Genomic DNA, 25423 nt, shown 5'->3' with positions numbered 1-25423 from the left:
CTTAAATTTCACAAACGCCAAATTTGGGCTATGCGCATAAAATTTTAAAATTCAAAATTCTGCGAAATTCTGCCATTTGCCTGACTTTTAATTTAAACTTTGTAGATTGCTTCGTCAAGGCTACGCCTTTCCTCGCAATGACACTTAGGGCAAATTTTGTTTGATTTGTCATTGCGAGGAGCGAAGCGACGAAGCAATCCAGTAAAATTTCAAAAAAATTTAAATTTTAGAATTCTGCGAAATTCTGCCATTTGCCCCGCTCTTAATTTAAACTTTGTAGATTGCCACGAATTTTGCTACGCAAAATTCTCGCAATGACACTTATGGCAAAATTTCGGCGCAGTGTTTAAGGATTGCATCAGCAAGAAATTTGAAATTTTAATTCTACTTTTTCTTTGAATTTTGCGTAGAATTTGTCGTGGCGTTTGCGTCGATATAGCCCATATCCACGAGTTTTTCAAAGATTTTTTTCACCACAGGACCTGCCGCGCTTCCGCCACCGCCTCCGTGCTCGACTAGCACCGTGACGGCGTATTTTGGGTTTTCATACGGGCCGAAACTCGTCATCCACGCATGCGAGCGGTGGAAATAATCCATTTGCGACTCTTTTATGCGCTTGTTTGTCTTTTGCGATAGTCCTACGACCTGCGCGGTGCCTGTTTTGACCGCGAGCGGGACGACAGCGTCTTTCATGATTTTATACGCAGTTCCGCCGTTTGGGTTGTTTCCTACCTCATACATACCGCGCCTTACAAGCGGGAGTTGGTTTTTTTCCGCTGGGGTGAAAAGCTCGCCCGGCTCAAAGCTAATCTCTTCGCCGTCAATGCTCTTTAAAAAATGCGGGATTATCGCCTTGCCTGTGGCGATTTGGGCTGTGTTTTTGGCTACTTGCATAGGCGTTACTAGCACATCGCCTTGACCGATTGAGGCATTTACGGTCTCGCCTTGATACCATGGGCGTTTGAATTTCTGCATTTTCCACGCCTTATTTGGCATGGTGCCTACGAATTCGTTCGGCAAATCCACGCCCGTTTTCACGCCATATCCCATGCGGTTAAGGTAAGCCGACATATAATCAATCCCCACGATCAGCGAACCTTCGTAAAAATATATATCACAGCTACTTTTGATAGCCTGCACTAGGCTCACTCTGCCGTGCCCTCCACTACTCCAACACCTAAATCTGCGCCCTCCAAGCTCAATCGCACCACCGCAAAACGCGCTCCAATTCTCATTTATCTTGCCACTGTTTAAAAAACTCATTCCAACAGCCATTTTGATTACCGAGCCTGGCGGATAGAGGCCATTTACGAGCTTGTTTGTAAATGGGTGGCGCGGATCTTTGATTAGCTCGTCCCACTGTGCTTGCGAAATTCCGCCCACAAAGGTGTTTAGATTATACTCAGGGAAGCTTCCAGCACCCAGTATTGCGCCGTCTTTGAGATCAATCACGATCGCCACGCCGTCTTTGTCTTTGAAAATTTCTTCTAAATATTTTTGGAATTCCAAATCAATCGTCAGCGAAATCTCGCTACTGCTTGGCTCCTCGTATGAAATCTCCTCGACAACCTCATTTAGCGCAGTTACCTTAGTCTTGCGCTCGCCCCTTTTGCCCTGTAAAATTTCATTATAATACCCCTCCACGCCGCTTCTGCCGTTATATCCAGTAAGGGCCGAGAGAGGGTTAGATTTGATATCTTTTTTATTCGCGCGTCCGACATAGCCGATGATATGTGAGGCGAGATGATTATGCGGATAGTAGCGTTGCGAAGCAGGCTCGACACGGATATTTTCGTGCAGATTCAAATTCGCAAAATGCGTGATTGTTTCATTGTAATCCAAAAATTTAACGACTTCGATAAAATTTTGGTTATAAACCGAGTTTTCGTCCTTGTAAATTTTGCGCATTTGCGTGGTGTTTAAATCCGCGAAATATTTGCTGATATTTGCTAGCTCAGCGTCCAGCGCGCTATCTTTTAAATGTGGCGCAATCAAAAGCGAAAATCCGATATTATTAATCGCTAGTGGGCGGTTTTTGGCGTCTAGTATCTGCCCCCTCACAGGCGGGATATACTCGGTCGAGACGACATTGTTTTTGGCGATTTGCTCGTAAAATTCGTTTGATTTGATAGCTAGATAATACACCCTAACCAAAAGCATGGTAAAAAACGCCAAAACAAAGAAAAAGACGAATTTTAATCTCATACAAATCGCCCCTTAAAAAAGAGCAAACTAAGCAAAATATCGACCACGATATAGCTTAAATACTCGCTTCCCACACTCATAGCGTCAGCTTTTTTGATATACGAAATCGCGCCATTTACCCCCAAAATCAGTGCATAAGCGATTAACACATACAAAGCTAGCAAAAAGTTGCGGAATTTGATATTTCGCAGGCTAAATTCGTAGATAAAAGTGTAAAAAATAATGTAAGCTAGCGCAATGCTAAATAGGTTAAATCCGTAAATTTGCTCGGCGCAAAATAGATAAAAAATCGCAAAATAGTAAGTGAAATTGTATTTTTTAAATTTGTTTTCATGCTCGAATTTCAGCACCACCAAAGTCACAAAAAAAAACCCCAAAAGCGGTGGCAGTCCCCGATACATCACGCTTAAAAGCAGATAAAACGCGACGCCAAAACTCAGGGCAAAATCGACTATAAGGTATAAATTACCGCGACTTCGTTGCATACTGGAAACTTTTTGCAAGATATACAATCTGCCCAAATTTTTTGGGCTGGAAGCTCGTCTTTGCTGATTTCTTTAAAGCCGTTTTGCTCGAAAAAATGCTTTTGATAAGTTAGCGCAAAGACATTTTTTAAGCCATAAAATTTCGCCTCGTCTAATAAAGCTTTGACGATTTTTGAGCCGATTCCTCGCCTGCGAAATTTCGGCGAAACGACAAAAGAGCGAATTTCTGCAAGATCTGCATTGAAAATTTTCAAAGACGCATATCCTGCAAGCTCGGCGTTTTGTGGTTTTTGGGCGAAATACTGCGTGTAAGAGGCGCAAATTTGGGAATTTTGATTTGAAATTTCACTAGAATTTGCCCCTAAATTTGCACTATCAAATTTCGGTTCAGTGTTTTCTGGCTTGGCGCACGCCTCATCGCAGACATACGCTAGCGTGTATGAGCGAATATATGTGGCGATCTCATCGTCGCTTCTAGGCAAAATCACACCGCTTTCGACTTCGGCTTTTATCATTTCTTGCATTGCGCCTATGTCGCACAGACGCGGTTTTTCTAGCACTATCATAGTCCAAACGCCTTTTTTATGATTAATTCGCGCGCTTTGGCTATGCCAGAACCTTTTAGCGTCGAGACAAAAAGTGCGCCAGGATCGCTTTTAAGCAATTTTGCGCGCCCAGCTTGATTTAGTTTGTCAGCTTTCGTGTAAAGGCGCAAAATTTGCTGATCGCCCCGCAAAAAGCTCTCCACATACTCGCGCAAATTTCTATCAATATCCAAATCGAATTGGCGTGAATCTATCAAATGGACAAAAAGCTTGATATTTGGGCGGTTTTTGATAAATTCGTCCAAATTTTTCTGCCAGATATAGTGCATTTTTTTCGACACTTTTGCGTATCCAAAACCCGGCAAATCCACAAACATAAGCGAAAAATTCTCGCCTAAATTTGCCAAAGCTTCATCAAATTTTTCATTTTCGCTAAATTTTTGCCCAAATTTTACCTCGAAATAATTCACAAGTTGCGTCTTGCCCGGCGTCGAGCTTGATTTGGCTAGCCCCTTGCGCTGAGTTAGAGCGTTTATCAGGCTGGATTTGCCCACATTTGAGCGCCCCAAAAACGCCACCTCGCTCATCGCAAACTCTGGGCTATCGGCAATCCCTGCGGCGGAAGTTATAAATTTCGCGTCGTTTATGTTTATCATTTTTGCTGATCTTCTACTTGAAAGATTAATCTCACAGGCTTTTTGCCAGCACCGCCATTTGGCGCAGATTTGACCTCGTAGGTGCCTTTGGTGCGATTGACCACAATCTGCTCGCCAAAGACCTCTTTTTTGGTCTCAGTTTCGTGCAAATGCGCGTTTCCTTCGAGCGTGTATGTCTCAACTCCCGGCGTGTATGTCAGCACTGCGCCCTGTCCGTCGTAGTGTTTGTCATTTACTAGCACCTTAAATTTCGCATTTCCTGTGGCGACATATTTTGTGGGTTGCTTTTTGGCGTCGAAATAAATCGTAACCTTATCCGAAGTCAGCGTATCATAAGAGCCTTTTTTTATCTTTACATTGCCGGTTAGGGTGCTGATTTGTTTGACCTCGTCAGCGAAAAAATTATCCGCCGTAACCTCGACTAGCTCAGGTGCGCCAAATGCGCTCATACAAGCCAAAAGTGATGAAAAAATCGCTAATTTGATGAATTTTTGTCCTGCGTGTAATACCATGCGTGAATTCCTTTTGAGTTTGTTTTTTTATTTTTTGTATCGTAACTGATTTTTTCACCAGTTACTTTGTTTTCGCCCTGAGTGAGGGTGTATGGCACATCTGAGCGAACGATTTTGTTTTTGAGATTGTAGGTGATTTGCTCGGATTTATAATCTATTTCGTCGCTGTTGCGGTAATGCGCAGAACCGCTAAATTTGATATCGTTGCCCTTTTTAACGGCTAAATTTGAGCTAATCGTGTGATTTATATCATCTAAAATCACAGCGTCAAATTCGTAAAATTCATCGCGGTCTTTGTAGCGAATCCCGTTTTTGGCTCTAAATTCGCCAGTGATTTTCTCGCCCACTTGATAATCTCTCACGCCTTGCATTTCGAGATTTGAGACATTTAAATTTTCCTTAAACATCTCCTCAAAATACGGAGTTTGCACGCTCAAAAATACCATAGCGACGCTAAAAATCGCGATTACGACATAGAAAATTTTTATAACCATTTAGAGTTCCAAATCTCTCGCATATTGTTTTTATCGACCAAAATTTCAATCATCTCGCGCACCGCTCCGTGCCCGCCACGCGCATTTAGCGTATAATGGGCCCTTAGCGAATTTAGCGCGTCGCTTGGCTTAAAACTCATGCCAACAGCGTTTAGCAGTTTCGCGTCGTTTAAATCATCGCCAATCGCCGCAGCCTCGCTAAAATCGAGCCCGAGCTCCGCAAGTATTTCGCTAGCTCTGCCGAATTTGTCCTTTTCGCCCTGGAAAACAAAAGGAATTTTAAGCTCTTTTGCCCTATTTGCCACGATTTGCGAGCTTTTGCCTGTGATTATGGCAGCGTAAAGACCGCACCTTTGCCACTCTTGGATCCCAAAGCCGTCTTTGACATCGAATCTCTTCATCGTCTCGCCACTCTCTGCGTGATACAGCGCGCCGTCAGTGAGCGAACCATCGACATCTAAAAAAATAATTTTTATCATAAATTTTCCCATAATTTGTAAATTTAAAAGCTAATGATTTTAGCCAAATTTTGCTTATAAAACAGCCATTTTAAAGTAAAATTTTAAAGCTTTGGTTAATAAATAAAAATCGAAAAAATATAAACTAAACAAAACAAAATCGGCAAAATTATCGCAAAAATGCAAAGCGCACTTTTTATTCGCCTTTTGTAATACGCTCTTTGGTCGCCAAAATTCGGCGTGCGCGCAAATTTTATGATATAAAAAACCACAAAACAAAGCGAAATCAACCATAAAAGTGGTAAAAATCCAAGAAATGCCAAAGCAAGAGTTTTTTGCATTTTAATCCTTTAAATTTCGCTAAATTTTAGCGCAAATTCCATTGATTGTGCAAATAATTTTTACAATTCTCATTGCAAAAAAAAGATAATTCATCGGTAGAAATCATAAAAATTTCATTTTTCTTTAATCTGTTATTGCGATAAAACGCAGTTTTGAAGCAATCTGTGGGAGTTTAGCGGCAGGATTTTTGCTAAATTTTTCTGCAAAGTCAGCTGTTTGTTTTGCTTTTTTGAAAAGCTTTTCATTTTCCTCTACATCATACATTTTTCCCATTTTATTCTCCTTCTAAAATTTTTATTGTTTCTTGACTTACGCCATTATTTTTTGCGCTATTTAAATATTTTGTGCGAAGTTTTTCATTTTTTATAAGCCCAGCATCCGCTACGAATTTTATAAATTCAGTATCATCCGCACCCACAAACACACTCATTATAAATGCCAATTCTTGCTCATCAAAATCCTCAATAGAATAATTTTGAAAAATTATTTGAATATATTCCTTGTATTTTTCTCTTGTAAGTTGGTAATTTTTGCTTTTTAAAAAGTGTTTAAAGCCAGACATATCTTTGTTTTGCATAAAAGTATTCATTTTCTTTTCAACCAATAAATTTGCAAGTAATTCTAGTGCTTTATGTGGTTTTACTTTATTTTTTGCAAATATTTCTAGAAGTTTTGGAGTTAAATTTTCACTTATCACTACGACTGGTGCATATAAATTTACTCGTTCATTGTCGAAATAACACGGAGCTTTGATATCAAGCCCTTTTGACATTAGATAATCAATGAGTTCAACTTGTCTTTTTTCATTTTTAAAGCCAGATAATATACTCATCAGATTTGAAACAAAATGTTCTTTTTCGTTTTTTATTACTCTAAAATTTGAGTTAATATTTAGTCCAGCACCAATAAAAAAATCATAAATTTTTTTATTTTCAGTCGTATTACTATCGTTTAAAAAGCGAAAGTTTAAATAAGATAAAATTTCAGATTGAATACTATCTTTATCGTAAAATTCATGATTTAAATTTAAATTTCCTTTGTTTTTAGAAAAATAATCTACGATTTCATAATAACTAGAATTCAAAATTAAATTTTCGATTTTTTTACTAAAATTATTATCCAAATTTTCCCCAAACAGAATAGTATTTAAACCAAAAATCAAAAATAATAAAATTAAAATTTTGTGTTTCATAATTTTCCTTTAAATTTCAAATTTACGCCACTTTTTTTGCCCGCTTTTCTATAACCAAGCCAGCGCCCAGCCTCTCTTCCCTCGTCATAATCGTTTTTGTCTGCCATTTTGTATCCTTTCTTAATTTAAAATTTCTTTTATTTTTTCATCGTTTGTGATTTTATAAAGCAATTCAAGCCAAAATTTATTTCCTTTATTCAGCTCATTTAATGGCTTTTTGTCTAAAATTTTATTCATTATTTTTAATTTGTTGTCGCGAAATTTGGCGTATTTTTCAGATTTGACAAATTCTAAAATTTCGTTTGGAATTGGTTTGTCTTTGTGATACTTGCCGCCACTTGATTGCTCAACAAATCTAATAATATCAAATGCCAAATTCTTTATTTCGTCGAAATTTTCACCGAATTCAAAGTAATTATTTTCTAAAAATAGTAAAAATAATTCTTCGTCATCATGGAGATAATTAGCTAAATAATCACTATTTACACCATGTAATTTCAAATAGTTTTTCATTATGTCTGGTGTAAGCCCTAGCCTAAAAATATTATTTGTATTTTCATATTTTAACTCGGTTGAAGCCGTTTGCGTTAAAACACAAAATTCTAATTCTACAAGCTGTATCGGCACGGTAACCTCTAAACTATTTTTTAGCAGAAAATTTGCCATTTCGTTATCACAAGCGTCTGTTTCAAGCACATTTTTTAGTAGTAAATTCGCGCCACTTTTATCTTTTAAATTTATTAAATTTGGTTTTATTTTTAAAATTTCTTGCATTTTTTGATAATTTTTATTTTGTATAGCTTCGTGAAATTCATAAAAATATTTTGAATTTTTATTTGAAATTTCATCTGAATTTTCCCCAAACAGAGCAGTATTTAAACCAAAAATCAAAAATAATAAAATTAAAATTTTGTGTTTCATAATTTTCCTTTAAATTTCAAATTTACGCCACTTTTTTGCTGTGACTTTTACTTTTCTTAGCGTTATTTTACATCAAATTAAAAAAATCAAATACTAATTTTTGTAAATTCAGCGTCTGTGGTTTTGCAGTTCATAGATTATCTAAATAACAGCCTCTTGCGATGAAAAATCGTTGGCATTAAAGCAAATAAATTAGTAAATTTTCAAATTTGAGATAAAATATGCGATAAATTCTCTAAATTTACAGCGCCGATTTGGCGCAGGTTTTCTAGCTCACTGCCGTTTTTAAAAAACAAAATCGCAGGCGGTCCCATAATGCCAAATTCTTTTTTAATCTCGCTCATTTGGGGGCTGTTTTGGGTCAAATCAACCTTAACAAGCGTGAAATTTGACAAAATCTCAGCCAAACTCTCATCGCCAAACGCCGCTTCACTCTCTTCGCAGTTTTTGCACCACTGCGCCCAAAAATCCACAATCACGGGCTTTTGCGAGCCTTTAATCACCTCGCATAACTCGCCCAAATCTCGCACGAAAATAAAATTTTCCCCATTTTTCGCGCTTTGCGTCATATCGCCTTTTTGCGTAGCTACGCCCTTTTGTGCCGAAATTTCGCTAAGTGGCTTAGTAAAATCCCTCGCCCCGCTTGCAAATCCGATTAGCAAAAGCACGCTATAAACTAGCGTTAAAAGCGCGAGTGCGCGTTTTAGTGCGTTTGCGCGCGCATCAAACAATCCCAAAACCCCAGCCATTAAAGCGCACAAAATCGCGTAAAATAGCAGTGCTAAATTTTCGCCGATTATGAAGCGCACTATCCAAACCGCCATAAACAAAAGCAAAAATCCAAAGATTTTTGGCACCACTTCCATCCACTCGCCTGGACGCGGCAGCGCGCCTCCAAGCCCGATTATTACGAGCAAAACCCCGCTTCCAAGCCCCAAGGCAAAAAGCGCGCTAGCTCCAAGGGCGATGTTTGCGCTATTTGCGATGTATATTAGCGCAGCACTTAGCGGAGCAGAAATGCAAGGGCTAACCATAAGTGATGAAATCGCCCCCATTAAAAACACACCCACAAATCCGCTTCTCGCGTCGCTTTTGGCACTTAGGAAATTTTGCAACCCACTAGGAAGCCTAATCTCATAAAGCCCAAAAAGCGAAAACGCCAAAGCTACAAAAATGGCAGCCGTGATGATTAGGGCGATTTTATTTTGCAAAATACCTTGCAAATTTTCGCCCAAAACCGCCACCCCAGCGCCCAAAACCGCATACGAACTCGCCATGCCAAGCACATAAATCACGCTTACAATCAGGCTTAATTTCACGCTTGGCTTGCTAGCTGTTTTAGCCACGATAATCGACGAGAGTATCGGTATGAGCGGATAAATGCAAGGTGTCAGGGAGAGCAAAACGCCAAAACCAAAGAATAAAATCAAGGTCATAAAAAAGCTTTTGTTTTCAAAAATTTCTAAAATTTGCGATTGGCTTAAATTTGAGCCAAAATTCCCTGAATTTTGCTCTAAATTTTGTTCTAAATTTTGCCCCGAAATACCTGCGCCTGCATTTTGCACAGCCGAAATTTCATAGCTCTTGCCACTTTTATTTAGCGCAAAGCCTCTGTTTTGTGGCTCGTAGCAAAACCCACCCACAGTGCAACCAAGAAATTTCACTAAAATTTGAAAATTTTTGCTATCTTTTGCGTTTGCAAGCACTAGCCCCATAGGCAGGGCAATGCTGAAATTTCCGTCATAAATTTGATGATTTTTATACTCTTTTGGCTCTGGTAAATTTAAAAGTGTGCTAACTTCTGCGCTATCAATGAAAATTTTTATCTCATCTTTGTAAATATAAATCTCATCTGCGACGCGAAAATTTAAGCTAATTTCGCTTTCGCTTGTGTTTGTATCGACGATGAAGGCCTCATTTGGCGCGATTACTTCGCCAAAAAGCGTAATAAAAAATAAAAAAAGAAAAGATAAAATTCTCATTATTTGCCTTAAAATTTTTTCGTAATATTATCAAAAACATATTAAATTTTAATTCTTTTAAATGTATAATTTAAGTTTTATTTTCAAAAAAGGAGAACAAAATGGCTGAACAAACAAGCGATACACAACTCAAACAAATCGCATACGAGGGCAAAAAAATCAAAAAAATGAACAAAGAATTTTACGAGAGCGAGCTTGTAAAATTTCAAATCGAGTTACTCAAACTTCAACGCTATGTCAAAGATAAAGGGCTAAAAGTCCTAATCATCATGGAAGGTCGCGACGCAGCGGGCAAAGGCGGCACAATCAAACGCCTAACCGAGCACCTAAACCCACGCGGTTGCCGTATAGTCGCACTCGAAAAGCCAAGCAATGTCGAAAAAACACAATGGTATTTCCAACGCTATGTCGCGCATTTGCCAAGTGCGGGCGAAATCGTGATTTTTGATAGAAGCTGGTATAACCGCGCTATGGTCGAGCCTGTAATGGGATTTTGCACCGATGCTGAACACAAAGAATTTTTGCGCCAAGTGCCGAAATTCGAGGAAATGCTAGCGAATTCTGGCATTATTTTGTTCAAATTTTATTTCTCAGTTTCAAAAGAGGAGCAACAAAAACGCTTCGAGGCGCGTCGCACAGACCCTCTTAAACAATACAAACTCTCCCCAGTAGATGCCAAATCACAAGAGCTTTGGGAGCAATACACTTTGGCAAAATATTCAATGCTACTAGCCTCAAACACCGATATCGCGCCATGGATCGTGCTAGATAGTAATGACAAAAAAGCCGCAAGATTAAATGCGTTTCGCTGCATTTTAGCTAGAATTGATTATGATGAAAAAATCGATCCTAGCGAATTTAAAGTCGATGTGGATTTGGTCAGAACCGGCACAGAAGAAATCATGCTTATGGAAAATAGCCTTAGAAACGAGGGCTTGGAAAAACTAGAAACCCTAAAAAAAGCGCAAAAAGCCGAAAAACAGGTAAAACTAGGCACAGGTAAGCCAAAAGATAAAAAATAACCGAATTTAGACGCCGTTTGTGCGTCTAAATTTATCTTTTCTTAAATTTTTGATTTAATTTAACTAAATTTATATAAATTTTGATAAAATTCGCGGGAAACCAAACCACACAAAGGTAAAACATGACATATAAATTCGAAAATCTATACCAAAATTTAAGTTTCTATGCGAGCGAAAAATCTCGCCATATAGCAATTTATGACGAAGATATGGAGATTAGCTACGCAGAGCTTAAAGCCAAAGTCGATGCGATTGGCGCGTATTTGCAAAATAGCGGAATTCGCTTCGGCGATAGAGTGGCTATGTATGTGCAAAACGGCTATGAGTTTTTCACCATTTTTCTAGGTATTACCTCAATCGGCGCGGTCGCTGTGCCTATGAATACCTTCCTTAAAAACGAGGAAATTGAGTATATTTTAGACAATTCGCGCTCTCGCATAATTTTCGCTTCGACCGCCCTTAGCAAGGAGCTTAAAAGCATTAGCGCACCAGATATCAGACGCATAATTTGGGTCAAGGGCAAAAGCGATGAACCAACCCCAAACTCAGCCCTTCCAAACGCGCAAACACAAGGCGCACTTAGCGAACACAATGTCAGCTTTGATACTGTGCTAGCCTGTAAAACCAAGCTAGAAATCGCAAAATCTCCGACCGAAAACGATCTAAGCCATATCGTCTATACCTCAGGCACGACAGGCAGACCAAAAGGCGCTATGATTCGCTACAAAAATATACTCTCAAACGCCGATAAAGCCACTCCTCGCTACAATGTGAGTGGCAAGGATAGATTTTTGGTATTTTTACCGATGTTTCATAGCTTCACGCTGACTGCGACGCTGATTTTATCGCTATATAACGGCGCGAGCATAATCGCTCTAAAATCAGTTTTCCCTATCACAAATGTCCTAAATACCGCCCTAAAACGCAAAGCAACGGTATTTTTGGGAATCCCGTCTGTTTATACAATGCTAGGCAAGGCGAAACTTGGCTGGAAATTCAGATGGTTTAATAAGCTTAGAGTATTTATGTCAGGTGCAGCCCCTCTTGCGCAACAAACAATCGACGAATTTTACAAAAAATTCCCAAAAGCCCACCTTATCGAGGGTTATGGACTTAGCGAGTGTTCGCCTATCGTATCACTGAACTACTACGATAAACAAAAAATCCTAAGCGTAGGCACCCCGCTTGATGGATACGAGGTCAAAATCGTAAATGATGAAACCATGGAAGTCGCTCGTGGCGAGATCGGCGAGATTATCGTGCGCGGGGATTGCGTCATGGAAGGCTACCTAAATATCCCGCCAGAAGAGACGCTGACAAACGGCTGGATTCGCACAGGGGATCTTGCGTATATGGACGATGAGGGATTTATCTATATCGTCGATCGTATCAAAGATATCATCATCGCCAAAGGCATAAATGTCTATCCGCGCGAAGTCGAGGAAATCATCTACAAAATGCCACAAGTCGAAGCCTGTGCGGTCGTGGGTATCAGAGATGAATACGCAGATGAGGAGGTCGTAGCTTTCGTGCAACTCAAAGAAAATCAAAAATTAAGCGAACGCGAAATCAAAACTTATCTGAAAAATCACCTAGCAAACTACAAAATTCCAAAGGTCGTGCATTTCGTGCCAGATCTACCACGCAACGCCACTGGCAAGGTTCTAAAACGCGCATTAAAAGAGCAAATCGCAAAAGAAGGCGAAAAAGCATAATTTAGCTTTTTAATTTTATTTTAACTTTAAATTTGACCCGTCGCTAACTCTCTTGACGGGTCAAAATCCTAATCAATACCTAAATTTCATCATAAAGCTTGATTTTTTTATATAATATAAATTTTAAAATTCGCAAATTTGATTACTAGGAGTTACTTTAAATTTTGTTTTATAAATTTTTGCAATAATAAAAAAATAAGGAAAAATATGAAATTTAAAAATCCGATTTACTATGTGGATAAATTTAATAATTTAATCAAATTTGCTTTTAAAAATAATCATATTTTTTTAGGAATTGTGCTTTTAATGTCGGCACTTTTATCGCCAGTGTGCTTTTTAATGGCGTATAATAATGTTCCAAATGAAAATGAAAAAATGGCTGTTGCTGGAATAATAACAGAGTTAAAATGTTATCCAGCAGGTTTTAAACACTCGGCATTTTGCAGAGTAAAAATAGATAATTATTTTTTAGAAACGATTTTGTAGATAGTTTTAATAATGGAGAAAATGGTCTTAAAAGGGCAAATTTAAGTGATTTATTGAAGATTGCTTATTATGAAAAGAAGTGTATATTTATAGAATATTACAATAGCACGATTTTAAAAATGGAATATTGCAATGGCGAAACAATATATTTATTCGGACATTTAAACACATGGATTTTAGAACGCAAGATAACCACACTTTTAGGAATATTATTACTTTTAATTGCGATTTTTACGGCTATAAAATTAAAAAATTTAAACCCAATGCGTTAGATTTAAATTTACAAAAATCAAATTCAAACACAAAAGCATCATCGATAGCTAAAAAACTATCAATGATTGCAAATTTTATTAAATTCAGCAAAATTATCTAGCCAAAATTCGTCTAAAAAACGCGCGATAAAATGCGCTAAATTTTGACTCTTTTTTTACATAAATTGCGCAAAATACACTTTGTAAATCCATTTTTTCTTGCAATGTAATCTTATACATATTAGTCTCCTAATAATTTTTTTATTTTATGTAGCACAAAAGAAGCCTCGTCGCTATCGAGCTCACACAGCATTTGGCAAATCGCGGTCGCTGCCTGCGGTTTGGTCGTGCCAAGGCGCCAATCCTGGTATGTCCTCATCGACACGCCAAGCTTTTTCGCCATTACAGCGTGAGAAATCTTTTTGCCCATATTTTTTGCCTCGACGGCATTATGCAAAATATTGAATATATCGCTCGTTTCTAACATGCCAAAATTATACAAGTTTTAGGATTAATTATACATTAATCTGTATAGTTTATCTAAATTTTGTATTGTTTATAAGCAAAATTAGTAAATTTTTGCGTTATATCGTGTGAATTATACAGAATTTCTCATAAAACAAACATAAAATTTTACAAAATTTCCAAGAATTTTAAGGGGGAAATTTAGCTATGAAACCGCCGATTTTTGCACCCAAAACAAAATTTTGAAATTTCAAAATTTAGCAAACAAACAAGTAAAGTGCTAAAATTTTTAAAAAACCTTGACATTTTGCCACTCAATGTTGTATAATATTAGCAATCAAAACGAAAGAGTGCTAATAAATGAAAACAAACAAGCGTGATTTGATACTTGATTCTATCATCGAAGCCTATTTGGACCTCAACGCTCCGATTGGCTCGTCGCAGTTAGGCGGGCGCATGGAGGTCGCTATACCAGCCTCGACGATTAGGGTGTATTTCAAAAAACTCAGCGACGAGGGCGCTATCACGCAGCTTCATGTCAGTGGCGGGCGTATCCCCACAGTAGCTACCATGCAAGATTACTGGCGCGCTAAGCTCGATTTTAGCGAGATTTTATCGCTAAGAGACGGCGATGAGTTAGAAGCAATCTTAGAGGATTTTGATATTTATTGTATGATTTTTAGCGCAGAAAGCGAGTGTTTGACCGAGGTCATAAAGCACGATGAGCGTTTTATGATTTTGGTTTTCGACAAAGATGAGATTATTTTGAAATTTGATAGCAGAATTTTCGAGCTTTTGTCGAATTTAATCGGAATTTCGCTCAAAGATTTGGAAGTCGCCTCTATGCAAATCGGTCTTAGGGAGTTAAACACTAAAATCCGAGAGCTGAAAAACTCAAAAATCGAGTTTATCGCAAACGAAGTCATGGCGTATAAAATTTTCAAAGATGAGAGATTTAAAATTTTGCTAAACCCCTCAATCGCCGTGAATTTTGACAAAAATTTAATCTTTGCGCCCTATTTCGAGCCTGGTTTTATGGGGATAAAATGCCCAGTAAAATTCGAAAACAAGGACGCTACAATGATTTGCGCTGGAAGTGTTTATGAGGATTATGAAAAATTTTTTAAATTTAGTAAAGGAGTAGCATGAGCCAAGAATTTGACGAAAAAACGCAAAATTCAGCAGGTGAATTTGAGGAAAAAGAGCACAAAAACTGCGGCGCTGGTTGCGGCTGCCAAAGCCCGCTAGCGGACGACGGCGATGAATTTAGCGAAGAGATACAAAGCGAGTGTGAGTGCGAAAGCGCGCAAGATGATGAAATCACTAAGCTACAAAACGAACTTAGCGAGATTACGGATAAATTTTACCGCGCTAGTGCTGATTTCGACAATATCAAAAAGCGTTTGGAGCGCGAAAAAACCACAGCCGTGGAGTATGCGGCGGAAAAATTTGCAAAAGATCTCTTGCCGATAATCGACGCACTCGAAGAAGCCGCTAAAATCGACATTGAGGGCAACGAACTAGCCGATAAAATTGAAGAAGGCGTGAAGCAATGCATAAATTTGTTTTTAAGCACATTTGAAAAATACGGCATTACGCCGATTTCGACCGAAAGTGGCTACGAGAGTGAAAGCGGTAAATTTTACCCAATCCAACTCGTAGAAAAAGAGGGAGCCAAAACAAACGACATAGTCCAAGTTTTGCAAAAAGGTTACCTTTACAAAGAGCGAATTTTGCGCCCTGTAATGGTTATTTTGGCGAAGTAAATCCGCAAATTTACAAATTTCAAAGAAAACAAAATTTAATAAAAAGGATAAAACATGGGAAAAGTAATTGGAATTGATTTAGGCACAACCAACTCTTGCGTTAGCATCTTTGAACGAGGCGAGAGCAAAATCATACCAAACAAAGAGGGCAAAAACACAACTCCCTCAGTTGTCGCATTTACCGACAAAGGCGAAGTTTTAGTCGGCGACAGCGCCAAACGCCAAGCCGTAACAAACCCTGAAAAAACGATTTATTCAATCAAAAGAATTATGGGTTTGATGATGAACGAAAAAAACGCGCAAGAGGCCAAAAAACGCCTTCCGTATAAAATCGTAGATCGCAACGGCGCGTGCGCGGTCGAAATCGCGGGCAAAGTCTATACCCCACAAGAAATTTCAGCAAAAGTTTTAATCAAGCTAAAAGAGGACGCAGAGGCCTTCTTGGGCGAGCCTGTGGTCGATGCGGTCATCACTGTGCCTGCGTATTTCAACGATAGCCAAAGAAAAGCGACAAAAGAAGCCGGCACAATCGCAGGGCTAAATGTCCTTCGTATCGTAAATGAGCCAACTGCGGCAGCTTTGGCGTATGGATTAGACAAAAAAGAAGCCGAAAAAATCGTAGTTTATGATTTGGGTGGCGGAACATTTGATGTTACCGTGCTAGAAACCGGCGATAGCGTGGTCGAAGTGCTAGCAACTGGCGGAAATGCCTTCCTTGGTGGCGATGATTTTGACAACAAAGTAATCGACTTTTTAGCAAGCGAATTCCAAGCAGAAAACGGAATCGACCTTAAAAATGATGTTATGGCAATGCAACGCCTAAAAGAAGCTGCTGAAAACGCTAAAAAAGAACTTTCAAGCGCAATGGAAACAACTGTAAATTTACCATTTATCACAGCTGATGCCACAGGTCCAAAACACCTTATGAAAACCATAACTAGGGCTAAATTTGAGAGCATGATTGATAATCTAGTCGATGAAACAATCGATACTCTAAAACGCGTAGTTAGCGAAGCAGGTCTTGGTATGAGCGATGTCAAAGAGGTCGTCATGGTCGGTGGCTCGACTCGTGTGCCACTTGTGCAAGAAGAGGTCAAAAAAGCATTTGGCAAAGAACTAAATAAAAGCGTCAATCCTGACGAAGTCGTCGCAATCGGCGCAAGTGTGCAAGGTGCTGTTATCAAAGGCGATGTAAAAGATGTGCTTTTGCTTGATGTTACGCCACTTAGCCTTGGTATCGAAACGCTTGGCAATGTAATGACTAAAATCATCGACAAAGGCACTACAATCCCAACCAAAAAATCACAGGTCTTCTCGACTGCTGAGGATAATCAAACAGCCGTTACGATCAATGTCTTGCAAGGTGAGAGAGAATTTGCCAGAGATAACAAATCACTAGGAAATTTCAACCTAGAAGGCATTATGCCAGCCCCTCGCGGTGTGCCTCAAATCGAGGTTGAGTTTAACATCGACGCAAACGGAATTTTAACAGTTACCGCAAAAGACAAAGCCACAGGCAAGGCAACTGATATTCGCATTACTGGTTCGAGCGGTCTAAGCGACGAGGAAATCGACAAAATGGTAAAAGACGCTGAACTTCACAAAGAAGAGGACAAAAAGCGCAAAGAAAGCGTAGATGCTAGAAATCACGCTGACGCTATCGCTCACCAAACAGAAAAATCACTTGCTGAAATGGGCGAAAAAGTCCCAGGCGAGCTAAGAGCAAACATCGAAAGCGCACTAAATGATCTAAAAGAAGTTCTCAAAAACGAAAACGCCACAAAAGATCAAATTGACGCTAAGGTAAATGCCCTAAGCAAGGCAGCTGAGGATCTTTACAAAGCAGCTAGTGCGAACCAAAACCAAGGCGCAAATTCAAACAACGCTAAAAAAGACGATGATGTCATCGACGCAGAAGTCGAATAAATAAAATTTGAGCTAGCTTGCTAGCTCAAATTTCCGCCCAAATTTCCAAAATATCAAATTTTAATTTTATCCACATACATTAATATTCTATATCAATACAAAATTTGTAGAAATTCGATTATTAGCGCAAAATCGTGTTAAATTTATTTAAATTTAAAAATTATAATTTTATACATATTAGAAATTTGGGGATTTATTGCAAATTTTATTGATTTAAATCAATAAAATTGATTAATAATTTGTTATAATTTGCCTTGTGTTTCACAAATTTCTTTGAAAGAAAGGATAATTCTATGGACAGACGAGAATTTATCAAAAGTTCAGCAGCTGCTGCTGCGTGTAGTGCCGCTGGAATTTCTGCCCCAAGCCTAGCTAGTGCCGCTGACGGCGAAAAAGACTGGCGCTGGGACAAAGCGGCTTGTCGTTTTTGCGGAACTGGTTGTGGTATTATGGTTGCCACAAAAGGCGGAAAAATCGTAGCTGTAAAAGGCGATCCACTATGCCCTGTAAATCGTGGTCTTAACTGCATTAAAGGTTATTTTAATGCTAAGATTATGTATGGCGAGGACCGTATCACAAAACCTCTTTTGCGTATGAACGAAAAAGGCGAATTTGACAAAAAAGGTAAATTCGGCGAAGTTAGCTGGAAAAAAGCTTTTGATGTCATGGAAGCGCAATTCAGAAAAGCTTACGAGGAAAAAGGTCCAAGCGGCCTAGCTGTATTTGGTAGCGGTCAATACACTATCATGGAAGGTGTCGCTGCTGTCAAACTTATCAAAGCAGGTTTTAGATCTCACAATATCGACCCGAATGCTCGCCATTGTATGGCAAGTGCGGTTGTTGCGTTTATGCAAACATTTGGTATAGATGAGCCGTCAGGCTGCTTCGATGATATCGAGCTAACTGATACAGTTGTTTGCTGGGGCGCGAATATGGCCGAAATGCACCCAGTGCTTTGGTCTCGCGTAAATGACGCTAAACTTAAAAATCCTGATAAATACAAAGTTGTAAATTTATCAACTTTTTCAAGCAGAACTTCAAGCATAGCTGATATTGAGATTATTTTCAAACCTCATACTGACCTTGCGATTTGGAATTTGATCGCTCACGAGATTGTCTATAACCACCCAGAAGCGTTTGATGAGAAATTTGTCAAAGAGCACTGCGTGTTTGCAACAGGTCCAGTTGATATCGGTTACGGTATGAGACCAAATCCAAAACACCCTAAATTTGATCCAAAAGAGGTCGATACAGTAGAAAAAGAGCTATCAAAAGTTCTTAGCGAAAACGAAGGCGTAACACTATCATACCTTGGTATGAAAGCTGGCGACACGCTAGAAAATAAAAGCAATGGCAAAGCCGACGCTCACTGGCTAATCGGTTTTGAAGATTTCAAAAAAGCCTTAGAGCCTTATACACTAGATTTCGTTGCCAAACTTGCCAAAGGCGATGACAACGAAGATTTAGAAACTTTCAAGAAAAAACTTCAAGGCTTAGTTGATTTATATGTCGAAAAAGGCAGAAAAGTAGTAAGCTTTTGGACAATGGGTATGAATCAACACCAAAGAGGAACTTGGGTAAATGAGCAAAGCTATATGGTGCATTTCTTGTTAGGCAAACAAGCAAAACCAGGCGAAGGCGCGTTCTCACTAACAGGACAACCAAGCGCTTGCGGAACTGCACGCGAGGTAGGAACTTTCTGCCACAGATTGCCAGCCGATATGGTTGTAGCAAATCCAAAACACAGAGAAATGACTGAAAAAGTATGGCAAATCCCTGCTGGCACAATCAACCCGCGCCCAGGCTTCCCTTATGTAAAACTAATGAGAGATATTGAAGACGGCGCGGTTAAATTTGCTTGGGTTCATGTAAATAACCCATGGCATAATACTGCAAATGCAAATCACTGGATCAAAGCAGCAAGAGAAATGGATAACTTCATCGTAGTAAGCGATCCATATCCGGGCGTATCTGCAAAAGTAGCGGATTTGATTTTACCAACTGCTATGATTTATGAGAAATGGGGAGCTTATGGTAATGCTGAGCGTAGAACTCAACACTGGCGACAACAAGTATTGCCAGTAGGCGAAGCGATGAGCGATACATGGCAAATTTTAGAATTCTCAAAACGCTTTAAAATTAAAGATTTCTGGGGCGAGAGAAAAATCGATGATAAGCTAACCTTGCCAGATGTTTTAGAAGAAGCGAAAAAAATGGGTTACGATCCAGAAGATACTCTATTTGATGTATTGTTCGCTAACAAACGCGCACTTGAATACAAAGCAGATGATCCAATCATCGCAGGCTTTGACTGCACCGAAGTTTTCGGCGATAGTAGAAATGTCGTAGGAAGCGACGGAGAGGTATTTAAAGGCTATGGATTCTTCGTGCATAAATATCTATTCGAAGAGTATAGAATTTTCGGCGACGGACACGGACACGATTTAGCTGATTTTGATACATATCACAGAGTTAGAGGTCTCAGATGGCCAGTTGTCGATGGTAAAGAGACTCAATGGAGATTTAATACCAAATACGACACTTACGCTAAAAAAGCTAATCCAGACGGCGATTTCGCATTTTATGGTAACCAAGGCGCATTGCCGACAGGCGATATGAAAAGCGCAACCTCAGGCGATGAGAAAACTTCATTTAAAAACAAAGGTAAAATTTTCTTCCGCCCTTACATGGATCCATGCGAAATGCCAAGCGAAGAGTATCCATTCTGGCTATGCACAGGACGCGTCCTAGAACACTGGCACTCAGGCTCTATGACAATGCGTGTTCCTGAGCTTTACCGCGCTGTTCCAGAAGCTCTATGCTTTATGAACAAAGCAGACGGCGATAAAATGGGCATAGCTCAAAATGATATTGTATGGGTAGAATCAAGAAGAGGAAAAGTAAAAGCAAGAGTCGATTTCAGAGGTAGAAATGTTCCACCTGTGGGTCTTGTTTATGTTCCTTGGTTTGATGAAAATGTATTTATCAACAAAGTTTGTCTAGACGCGACCTGCCCTCTTTCAAAAGAGACAGACTATAAAAAATGCGCAGTAAAAATTTATAAGGCATAATTATGGAAAGACGCGAAGTTTTAGGTTTATTAGGACTGCTTGTAGCAGGCGGAAGTGGATTTTGTGAATTTGCCAGAGCAGAGGATAAAATCCGTCTAAGACCGCCAGGTGCCCTTGATGAAAAAGAATTTATGAGCAAATGTATTCGTTGCGGGCTGTGTGTCGAAGCATGTCCATTTGATACACTAAAACTAGCAGAATTTGGCGATAGCGGAGTGCCAAACGGAACTCCGTTTTTCCAGCCGAGACTAACTCCATGCTATATGTGCCAGGATATCCCTTGCACAGTAGCGTGCCCAACTAGCGCGTTAGATAAACAAAAAGTTAGCGAAAATGACAAATTAAATATCAACAAAGCACAAATGGGCGTTGCGGTAGTAGATCAGAAAAACTGCGTTGCATATTTTGGAATTCAATGCGATGCATGTTATAGAGCCTGCCCTGTCATGGATAAGGCACTATTTATCGAATACAAACGCAACACAAGGACAGAAAAACACGCGTTTTTGCTACCTGTTGTAGATAGCGATTACTGCACAGGGTGTGGAAAATGCGAGAAAGCCTGTATAACCGAAAAAGCAGCCATTACGGTGCTACCACGAAATTCGGTTTTAGGCAAGGTAAATGACAACTATGTCAAAGGTTGGATCGAAGGCGATGACGCGAAGCTAAAAGACGCTGATAGCCAAATCAACTTAAATTTGAAAAAAGGTATTGATTACTTAAACGGAGGCGAGCTATGAAATACACACTTTTAAGAAGATTAGTTCAATTCCTAATCCTTGGCCTTTTCATAGCTGGAAACTGCTATGGATTTAAAATTTTGCAAGGAAATTTAAGTTCGTCAGTGCTTTTTGGAGTTATAAATTTAAGCGATCCTTTTGCCGTGCTTCAACTATTTTTGGCAAGTTTTAGCCTAGGTGCGCTTAGCATAGTTGGCGCGTTAATCATATTTGTGTTTTACGCTTTGATTGCGCCACGAGCTTTTTGCGGTTGGGTATGTCCTATCAATATCCTAACAGATTTGGCAGCTTGGATAAGAAAAGTTTTCAATATCCAAACCAAAATGTTTAGCGTCAGCAAAAACGCTAGATACTATTTGTTAGTTTTAGTCCTACTTTGTAGCGGATTATTTAGTATAGCAGCCTTTGAGATACTAAATTTCGTCGGATTTTTCACAAGAGCGGTCGTTAGCCTTAGCGTTAGCGCATTTAGTATAGCCGCAATCATTGTGATATTTGAAATTTTCGCAGGAAATAGAATAATATGTTCCCATATATGCCCACTAGGGGGATTTTGGGCGATAGCAAGTAAATTTAGCTTAATTCGCATTTATCATAATGCAAACAAATGCACCAAATGCAACAAATGCAAGAGCGTTTGCCCTGAGGTTCAGGTGTTAAAAATGGTCTCAAAAGAGAGTTTTAAAATCGATTCTGAGTGCATAAGTTGCGGTAGATGTGTCCAAATTTGCGATGATGATGCGTTAAATTTTAGCATACTAGGAGTAAAAAAATGAAAAAGAAATTTGCTTTTTTAAGCCTTGTTGCAGCTACAATTTGTTGTTTGGGTTTGAGCGGTTGCCAAGATGAAAAAGGCAAAGCGAGCTCAAATACAAACCAACCAGTAGCGCAAACACAAGCCGCCTCAGCACCTGCTGCTACTAACGAAGTAAAAGCAGAAGCGCCTAAGGCAGAGGTAGCGCCAGCTGCTGCACCACAAGAGCCAGCCGCACCAGCGCCGGTTGTCGAGAAAAAGGAAGATATACCAAATTTAGAGCTTGCGCAAAGTCCTAAATTTAGAGAGGATTACACTAACGAAAACCTAACCTTGCCTACTTATGAGGTAAAAGGTGGCGCACCAGGCGAAAATATGGTATTCGAGAGAAGCTTCGAGAACGCTCCTCCGCTAATCCCACACACTTTGGACGATATGCTACCTATCACAGCCGAAAACAACATGTGCACCACATGCCACCTTCCAGAGGCTGCACAGGCTATGCAGATCAAATCAGTCCCACAAAGCCACTTAGCGGATTTGCGTGATGAGAATCAAAAGAGCCTTGATGGCGCACTTTCTATGGCTAGATACGACTGCGTTTCTTGCCATGTTATTCAAACAAACGCAACCGAGCTAGTTCAAAACAAATTTGAAGCAGATTTTAGTCGCTTTGCAGACTCAAATACTAGCTCAAATTTGCTTGACATTTTAAATCAGGGCGCTGATATCAAATAACCATTTTGTTGTGAGTTTGGACCTCCAAACTCACACAAAATTTACGAGGTAAAAAATGAAAAAATTATTCGTTGCTTTTATCTTTTTAGCAACCTTTCTTTTTGCAAATGACAAAGTCATAGTAGATGGCAACATCGCGATTTTAAAGCAAATGGATGAAAAAATCTATGCTGGCACAGACACCGGAAAGCTTTTTAGTATAAGCGGGAGCGATGAGAACGCTACTCTTGTTTTATCTCTTCCGCAAGTCAAAAGCTATGTCGATGGAGATATCGATTCTAAGGTCATCGATGTCGATAAACTAGGTGAAAAATTTGCCCTTTTGATAAATGGCGATTATATGCACAAAAAACTCGCCGTGTATGAAAATGGCACGCTTGACACCTTTGATTTGCCGATAACTGGTATCAAAAGGCTATTTTTGCTAGATAGCAATACTATCATTTTACTAGGCGTGGGAAGCGAAATTTTATACTACGACATAGCCTCAAAATCGGTGAAATTTGAGCACAAAATTTCAGATTCGCCTTTTGGTGGTGTGAGTTTTGACCGCGAGAAAAATTTATTGCTTCTTTCAAACGAAGGCGGTATGATTTACTTTTTTGACACAAAAGAGAAAAAATTCTTACGCGAAAAAAGTATCCACAAAGACAATGTCTTCAATGTAGCCTTTGTAGGCGAGAGGGTGATAACTGGCTCAAACGACAAAACCTGCTACTACGAAAACGCAAGAGAATCTAAGCTTTTCGAAACTGGCTTTATCGTGTATAGCGTGGCACTAAGCGAGGATTTTGGCGCATTTACGACACTTGATGGCATAAATATCATAAACAAAGCTGGAAGCATCATCAAAAAAATCCCTTATGATGGTGAAATCATAAACAACATGACATTTTATGGCGATCACTTAGTTGGCGCAGGATACGACAAAACAATTCATTTTTGGAGCTATAAATGAACATTTCAAGTGTGATAATCTACACAGATAATAAGACAAATTTGGACGAGCTTAGCGCTCTCGTGGCAAAGATAGAGTTTTGCGAAGTCGTAGCTGCACAAGATGGCAAAATCGTAGCGACTATCCAAACCGAGAGCCTAGATCAAGAGCTGGGCGCATTTAAGGCAATGCAAGTCCTAAAAGGCGTAAGCGATGTAGCTATGATATACTCATACCAAGACCTAGACGAGCAAATCGACGCCGCGAACAGCAACAATATAGAAGAGATTATGCAAAAAATCGACGAAGAACCAGAAATCAAAAAAATCAAATACGGCGGTAGTTTAAATATCTAAATTTACCTCTTTTTAAAGGCTGAATTTGGCAGAATTTGGCCTTTTAAAATTTAGCGACAATCAGAGAGACCTAGTGTAAAATCCATGAAATATTCATTATCAAAATTATAAGTAAATGTAGCCTTGAAATTTTTATTTTTAATATCTGAATTACAATATTGTTCTTTTACGCCGTTTTTAAAATTTTGTTTAAACAAATCAAAATCTTGCGCTGTTAAAATTTTATCCGCAAGTTTTGCAGCAACAATAGGGCTTGACAAAAACCCAAGATTTTTATCAGAAAAAGCCTTATCGACCGCATCTACAAGAGAGCCAAATTTATCTTTTATATCTTCATATGTTGAATTATTTTCTACATTTTTAGCCATATCGCTCATTTTTTAACCTTTCTTGAATTTAAGAGATGAAATACAACAATTCTAACCGTATCTACGGCAACCAACAAAGCAAAACCTTGAAACACAAAATTTATGATATATAAGCTGACGCTATTATCAAAATATTTATGCAATTCTAAATTAAATAAAGTTGTAGTATATATACTACCCGTGAAATTTTTGAAAGCCACATTAAAAAGGAGAACAAGTGCTATAAAAGTCCAAAATCTCCTTTTTTTATAATAATCAATTAAAATTTCACTTAATTCATGTTTTTGAAAATTGCCTGTTCCAAAAAATTCTTGCGAACGCTCATAGGCTTTTGGGATATCTATTATCAAATAAATGCAAATTCCAATAATAACTAACCAACTAAAAGCATAGTAAAATGCGATAAAATCGGACTGTTTGCTAAGAGAGGCAACTATTTTTATATTTAGAAAAAAATCCGCCATAAAGTTAATAAATTGCGTTATAAAATTTGAGAATTTGATATCTTTTGGCAAAAATAGCGGCAAAATCATCACTATCATATAAAAATAAAATGGCTTTAAACTAGAAATTTTATCGTGCTTTTTGATGTAATCATTTAAAAATAGATGAAAATTTTCATCATCATGTATTTGTATATTTTGCATTTTTCTTTCCTTTTATTCGATTTGTAATACTAACACTTCTAAACTAAAAATTTATACTTAAATAGTAAAGTTTCTCTCTCTCAACATATTTTATGATATTTTAAGACATACTCTTAAAATAATTTAAAATTTAAATTTATACGACTAATAGATTTAAATTTGTAAATTAACCAAACGATTATAACATAAAAGCAAAAAGAAGAACTGTATAAATATCATTGATTAGGAATTAATCATAAATATTAAGAAATGATTAAAAATTAAAACTGGTGACCCATAGGAGACTCGAACTCCTGTTACCGGCGTGAGAGGCCAGTGTCCTAACCGCTAGACGAATGGGCCACAAAAAATAAGAAATATGATTATATCCAAAAGATTATAAATTT

28 protein-coding genes and 1 tRNA gene are annotated in these 25423 nt (G+C 38.6%); 12 read left to right on the top strand and 17 right to left on the bottom strand.

All coding sequences use genetic code 11. The features are described from left to right. Nucleotides 1–384: 384 nt before the first annotated feature. From mrdA to dsbD, 12 genes are all read right to left on the bottom strand, one after another. Nucleotides 385–2205, bottom strand: coding sequence for a penicillin-binding protein 2 (gene mrdA / locus OFO12_RS05855; protein ID WP_270869810.1), 1821 nt, complete (start codon nt 2203–2205; stop codon nt 385–387). Next, entirely contained in the window at nt 2202–2690 is a 489-nt protein-coding gene (locus tag OFO12_RS05850; RefSeq protein ID WP_270859430.1) for a hypothetical protein, read from the bottom strand. Before OFO12_RS05850 ends, mrdA begins: the two co-directional genes overlap by 4 nt. Then, nucleotides 2657–3256 carry a GNAT family N-acetyltransferase gene (locus OFO12_RS05845; RefSeq protein WP_270866423.1) on the bottom strand — a complete coding sequence of 200 codons (600 nt, stop codon included), beginning with the start codon at nt 3254–3256 and terminating at the stop codon, nt 2657–2659. The genes OFO12_RS05850 and OFO12_RS05845 overlap by 34 nt, the downstream gene beginning before the upstream one ends. Next, nucleotides 3253–3891 (bottom strand): GTP-binding protein, encoded by a 639-nt coding sequence (locus OFO12_RS05840; protein WP_270859428.1) that lies wholly within the window; start codon nt 3889–3891, stop codon nt 3253–3255. The genes OFO12_RS05845 and OFO12_RS05840 overlap by 4 nt, the downstream gene beginning before the upstream one ends. Next, the gene (gene lptA, locus OFO12_RS05835) at nt 3888–4403 is read right to left on the bottom strand and encodes a lipopolysaccharide transport periplasmic protein LptA (protein WP_442868088.1); all 516 of its coding nucleotides are present in this window, start codon (nt 4401–4403) and stop codon (nt 3888–3890) included. Before lptA ends, OFO12_RS05840 begins: the two co-directional genes overlap by 4 nt. Next, nucleotides 4367–4897, bottom strand: coding sequence for an LPS export ABC transporter periplasmic protein LptC (gene lptC, locus OFO12_RS05830; RefSeq protein WP_270869809.1), 531 nt, complete (start codon nt 4895–4897; stop codon nt 4367–4369). Before lptC ends, lptA begins: the two co-directional genes overlap by 37 nt. Continuing rightward, nucleotides 4888–5376 carry a KdsC family phosphatase gene (locus OFO12_RS05825; protein ID WP_270869808.1) on the bottom strand — a complete coding sequence of 163 codons (489 nt, stop codon included), beginning with the start codon at nt 5374–5376 and terminating at the stop codon, nt 4888–4890. Before OFO12_RS05825 ends, lptC begins: the two co-directional genes overlap by 10 nt. Nucleotides 5377–5471: 95 nt before the next feature. Then, nucleotides 5472–5696 carry a hypothetical protein gene (locus OFO12_RS05820; protein ID WP_270869807.1) on the bottom strand — a complete coding sequence of 75 codons (225 nt, stop codon included), beginning with the start codon at nt 5694–5696 and terminating at the stop codon, nt 5472–5474. A gap of 124 nt (nt 5697–5820) precedes the next feature. Continuing rightward, on the bottom strand, nt 5821–5970 hold the full coding sequence (locus OFO12_RS05815; protein WP_270869806.1) for a hypothetical protein: 150 nt from the start codon (nt 5968–5970) through the stop codon (nt 5821–5823). Nucleotide 5971: 1 nt separating this feature from the next. Then, nucleotides 5972–6889 (bottom strand): hypothetical protein, encoded by a 918-nt coding sequence (locus OFO12_RS05810; protein WP_270869805.1) that lies wholly within the window; start codon nt 6887–6889, stop codon nt 5972–5974. A 120-nt stretch (nt 6890–7009) separates the two neighbouring features. Then, complete coding sequence (locus OFO12_RS05805) at nt 7010–7810, bottom strand: hypothetical protein (RefSeq protein WP_270869804.1); 801 nt, start codon at nt 7808–7810, stop codon at nt 7010–7012. 203 nt (nt 7811–8013) lie between these two features. After that, entirely contained in the window at nt 8014–9792 is a 1779-nt protein-coding gene (gene dsbD, locus OFO12_RS05800) for a protein-disulfide reductase DsbD (RefSeq protein WP_270869803.1), read from the bottom strand. 101 nt (nt 9793–9893) lie between these two features. Between dsbD and ppk2 the strand changes: the two genes are divergently transcribed. From ppk2 to OFO12_RS05785, 3 genes are all read left to right on the top strand, one after another. After that, nucleotides 9894–10814, top strand: coding sequence for a polyphosphate kinase 2 (gene ppk2 / locus OFO12_RS05795; RefSeq protein ID WP_442867879.1), 921 nt, complete (start codon nt 9894–9896; stop codon nt 10812–10814). Nucleotides 10815–10936: 122 nt separating this feature from the next. Next, nucleotides 10937–12529, top strand: coding sequence for a long-chain-fatty-acid--CoA ligase (locus OFO12_RS05790; protein ID WP_270869802.1), 1593 nt, complete (start codon nt 10937–10939; stop codon nt 12527–12529). Between the two features lie 207 nt (nt 12530–12736). Further along, a complete protein-coding gene (locus OFO12_RS05785) occupies nt 12737–13015 on the top strand; it encodes a hypothetical protein (RefSeq protein WP_270869801.1) in 279 nt (92 codons plus the stop codon). Nucleotides 13016–13380: 365 nt separating this feature from the next. Here OFO12_RS05785 and OFO12_RS05780 read toward each other — a convergent pair whose 3' ends face one another. Beyond that, entirely contained in the window at nt 13381–13506 is a 126-nt protein-coding gene (locus OFO12_RS05780; protein WP_270869800.1) for a hypothetical protein, read from the bottom strand. A 1-nt stretch (nt 13507) separates the two neighbouring features. Further along, nucleotides 13508–13753, bottom strand: a complete 246-nt coding sequence (locus tag OFO12_RS05775) for an XRE family transcriptional regulator (protein WP_270859471.1) — start codon at nt 13751–13753, stop codon at nt 13508–13510. Between the two features lie 338 nt (nt 13754–14091). Between OFO12_RS05775 and OFO12_RS05770 the strand changes: the two genes are divergently transcribed. The 9 genes from OFO12_RS05770 (at nt 14092) to OFO12_RS05730 (ending at nt 24022) form a co-directional block, all read left to right on the top strand. Then, nucleotides 14092–14880 carry an HrcA family transcriptional regulator gene (locus OFO12_RS05770; RefSeq protein WP_270869799.1) on the top strand — a complete coding sequence of 263 codons (789 nt, stop codon included), beginning with the start codon at nt 14092–14094 and terminating at the stop codon, nt 14878–14880. Continuing rightward, nucleotides 14877–15497, top strand: coding sequence for a nucleotide exchange factor GrpE (locus OFO12_RS05765; RefSeq protein ID WP_270869798.1), 621 nt, complete (start codon nt 14877–14879; stop codon nt 15495–15497). Before OFO12_RS05770 ends, OFO12_RS05765 begins: the two co-directional genes overlap by 4 nt. Nucleotides 15498–15551: 54 nt before the next feature. Continuing rightward, on the top strand, nt 15552–17423 hold the full coding sequence (dnaK, locus tag OFO12_RS05760; RefSeq protein WP_270864873.1) for a molecular chaperone DnaK: 1872 nt from the start codon (nt 15552–15554) through the stop codon (nt 17421–17423). 293 nt (nt 17424–17716) lie between these two features. Beyond that, on the top strand, nt 17717–20494 hold the full coding sequence (gene napA, locus OFO12_RS05755) for a nitrate reductase catalytic subunit NapA (protein WP_270869797.1): 2778 nt from the start codon (nt 17717–17719) through the stop codon (nt 20492–20494). A gap of 2 nt (nt 20495–20496) precedes the next feature. Further along, nucleotides 20497–21237, top strand: coding sequence for a ferredoxin-type protein NapG (napG, locus tag OFO12_RS05750; RefSeq protein ID WP_270866451.1), 741 nt, complete (start codon nt 20497–20499; stop codon nt 21235–21237). Further along, a complete protein-coding gene (napH, locus tag OFO12_RS05745) occupies nt 21234–22013 on the top strand; it encodes a quinol dehydrogenase ferredoxin subunit NapH (protein WP_270869796.1) in 780 nt (259 codons plus the stop codon). The genes napG and napH overlap by 4 nt, the downstream gene beginning before the upstream one ends. Next, entirely contained in the window at nt 22010–22729 is a 720-nt protein-coding gene (locus tag OFO12_RS05740; protein WP_270859414.1) for a nitrate reductase cytochrome c-type subunit, read from the top strand. The genes napH and OFO12_RS05740 overlap by 4 nt, the downstream gene beginning before the upstream one ends. 55 nt (nt 22730–22784) lie before the next feature. After that, nucleotides 22785–23687, top strand: coding sequence for a WD40 repeat domain-containing protein (locus tag OFO12_RS05735; protein ID WP_270869795.1), 903 nt, complete (start codon nt 22785–22787; stop codon nt 23685–23687). Then, nucleotides 23684–24022: a chaperone NapD gene (locus tag OFO12_RS05730; protein WP_270869794.1), complete on the top strand. Its 339-nt coding sequence runs from the start codon at nt 23684–23686 to the stop codon at nt 24020–24022. The genes OFO12_RS05735 and OFO12_RS05730 overlap by 4 nt, the downstream gene beginning before the upstream one ends. 50 nt (nt 24023–24072) lie before the next feature. On the opposite strand, the gene OFO12_RS05725 is transcribed toward OFO12_RS05730, so the two are convergent. From OFO12_RS05725 to OFO12_RS05715, 3 genes are all read right to left on the bottom strand, one after another. Then, complete coding sequence (locus OFO12_RS05725) at nt 24073–24399, bottom strand: hypothetical protein (RefSeq protein ID WP_270862377.1); 327 nt, start codon at nt 24397–24399, stop codon at nt 24073–24075. Next, a complete protein-coding gene (locus OFO12_RS05720; RefSeq protein ID WP_270869793.1) occupies nt 24396–25037 on the bottom strand; it encodes a hypothetical protein in 642 nt (213 codons plus the stop codon). The genes OFO12_RS05725 and OFO12_RS05720 overlap by 4 nt, the downstream gene beginning before the upstream one ends. Nucleotides 25038–25304: 267 nt before the next feature. Continuing rightward, nucleotides 25305–25379, bottom strand: a tRNA-Glu gene (locus OFO12_RS05715). Nucleotides 25380–25423: the final 44 nt, after the last annotated feature.

It is taken from the genome of Campylobacter sp. JMF_04 NA10 (assembly GCF_027737655.1).
Classification (GTDB): Bacteria; Campylobacterota; Campylobacteria; order Campylobacterales; family Campylobacteraceae; genus Campylobacter_B.
The sequence above is the reverse complement of the archived record's forward strand: the minus strand, read 5'-3'. Positions and strand labels throughout refer to the sequence as shown.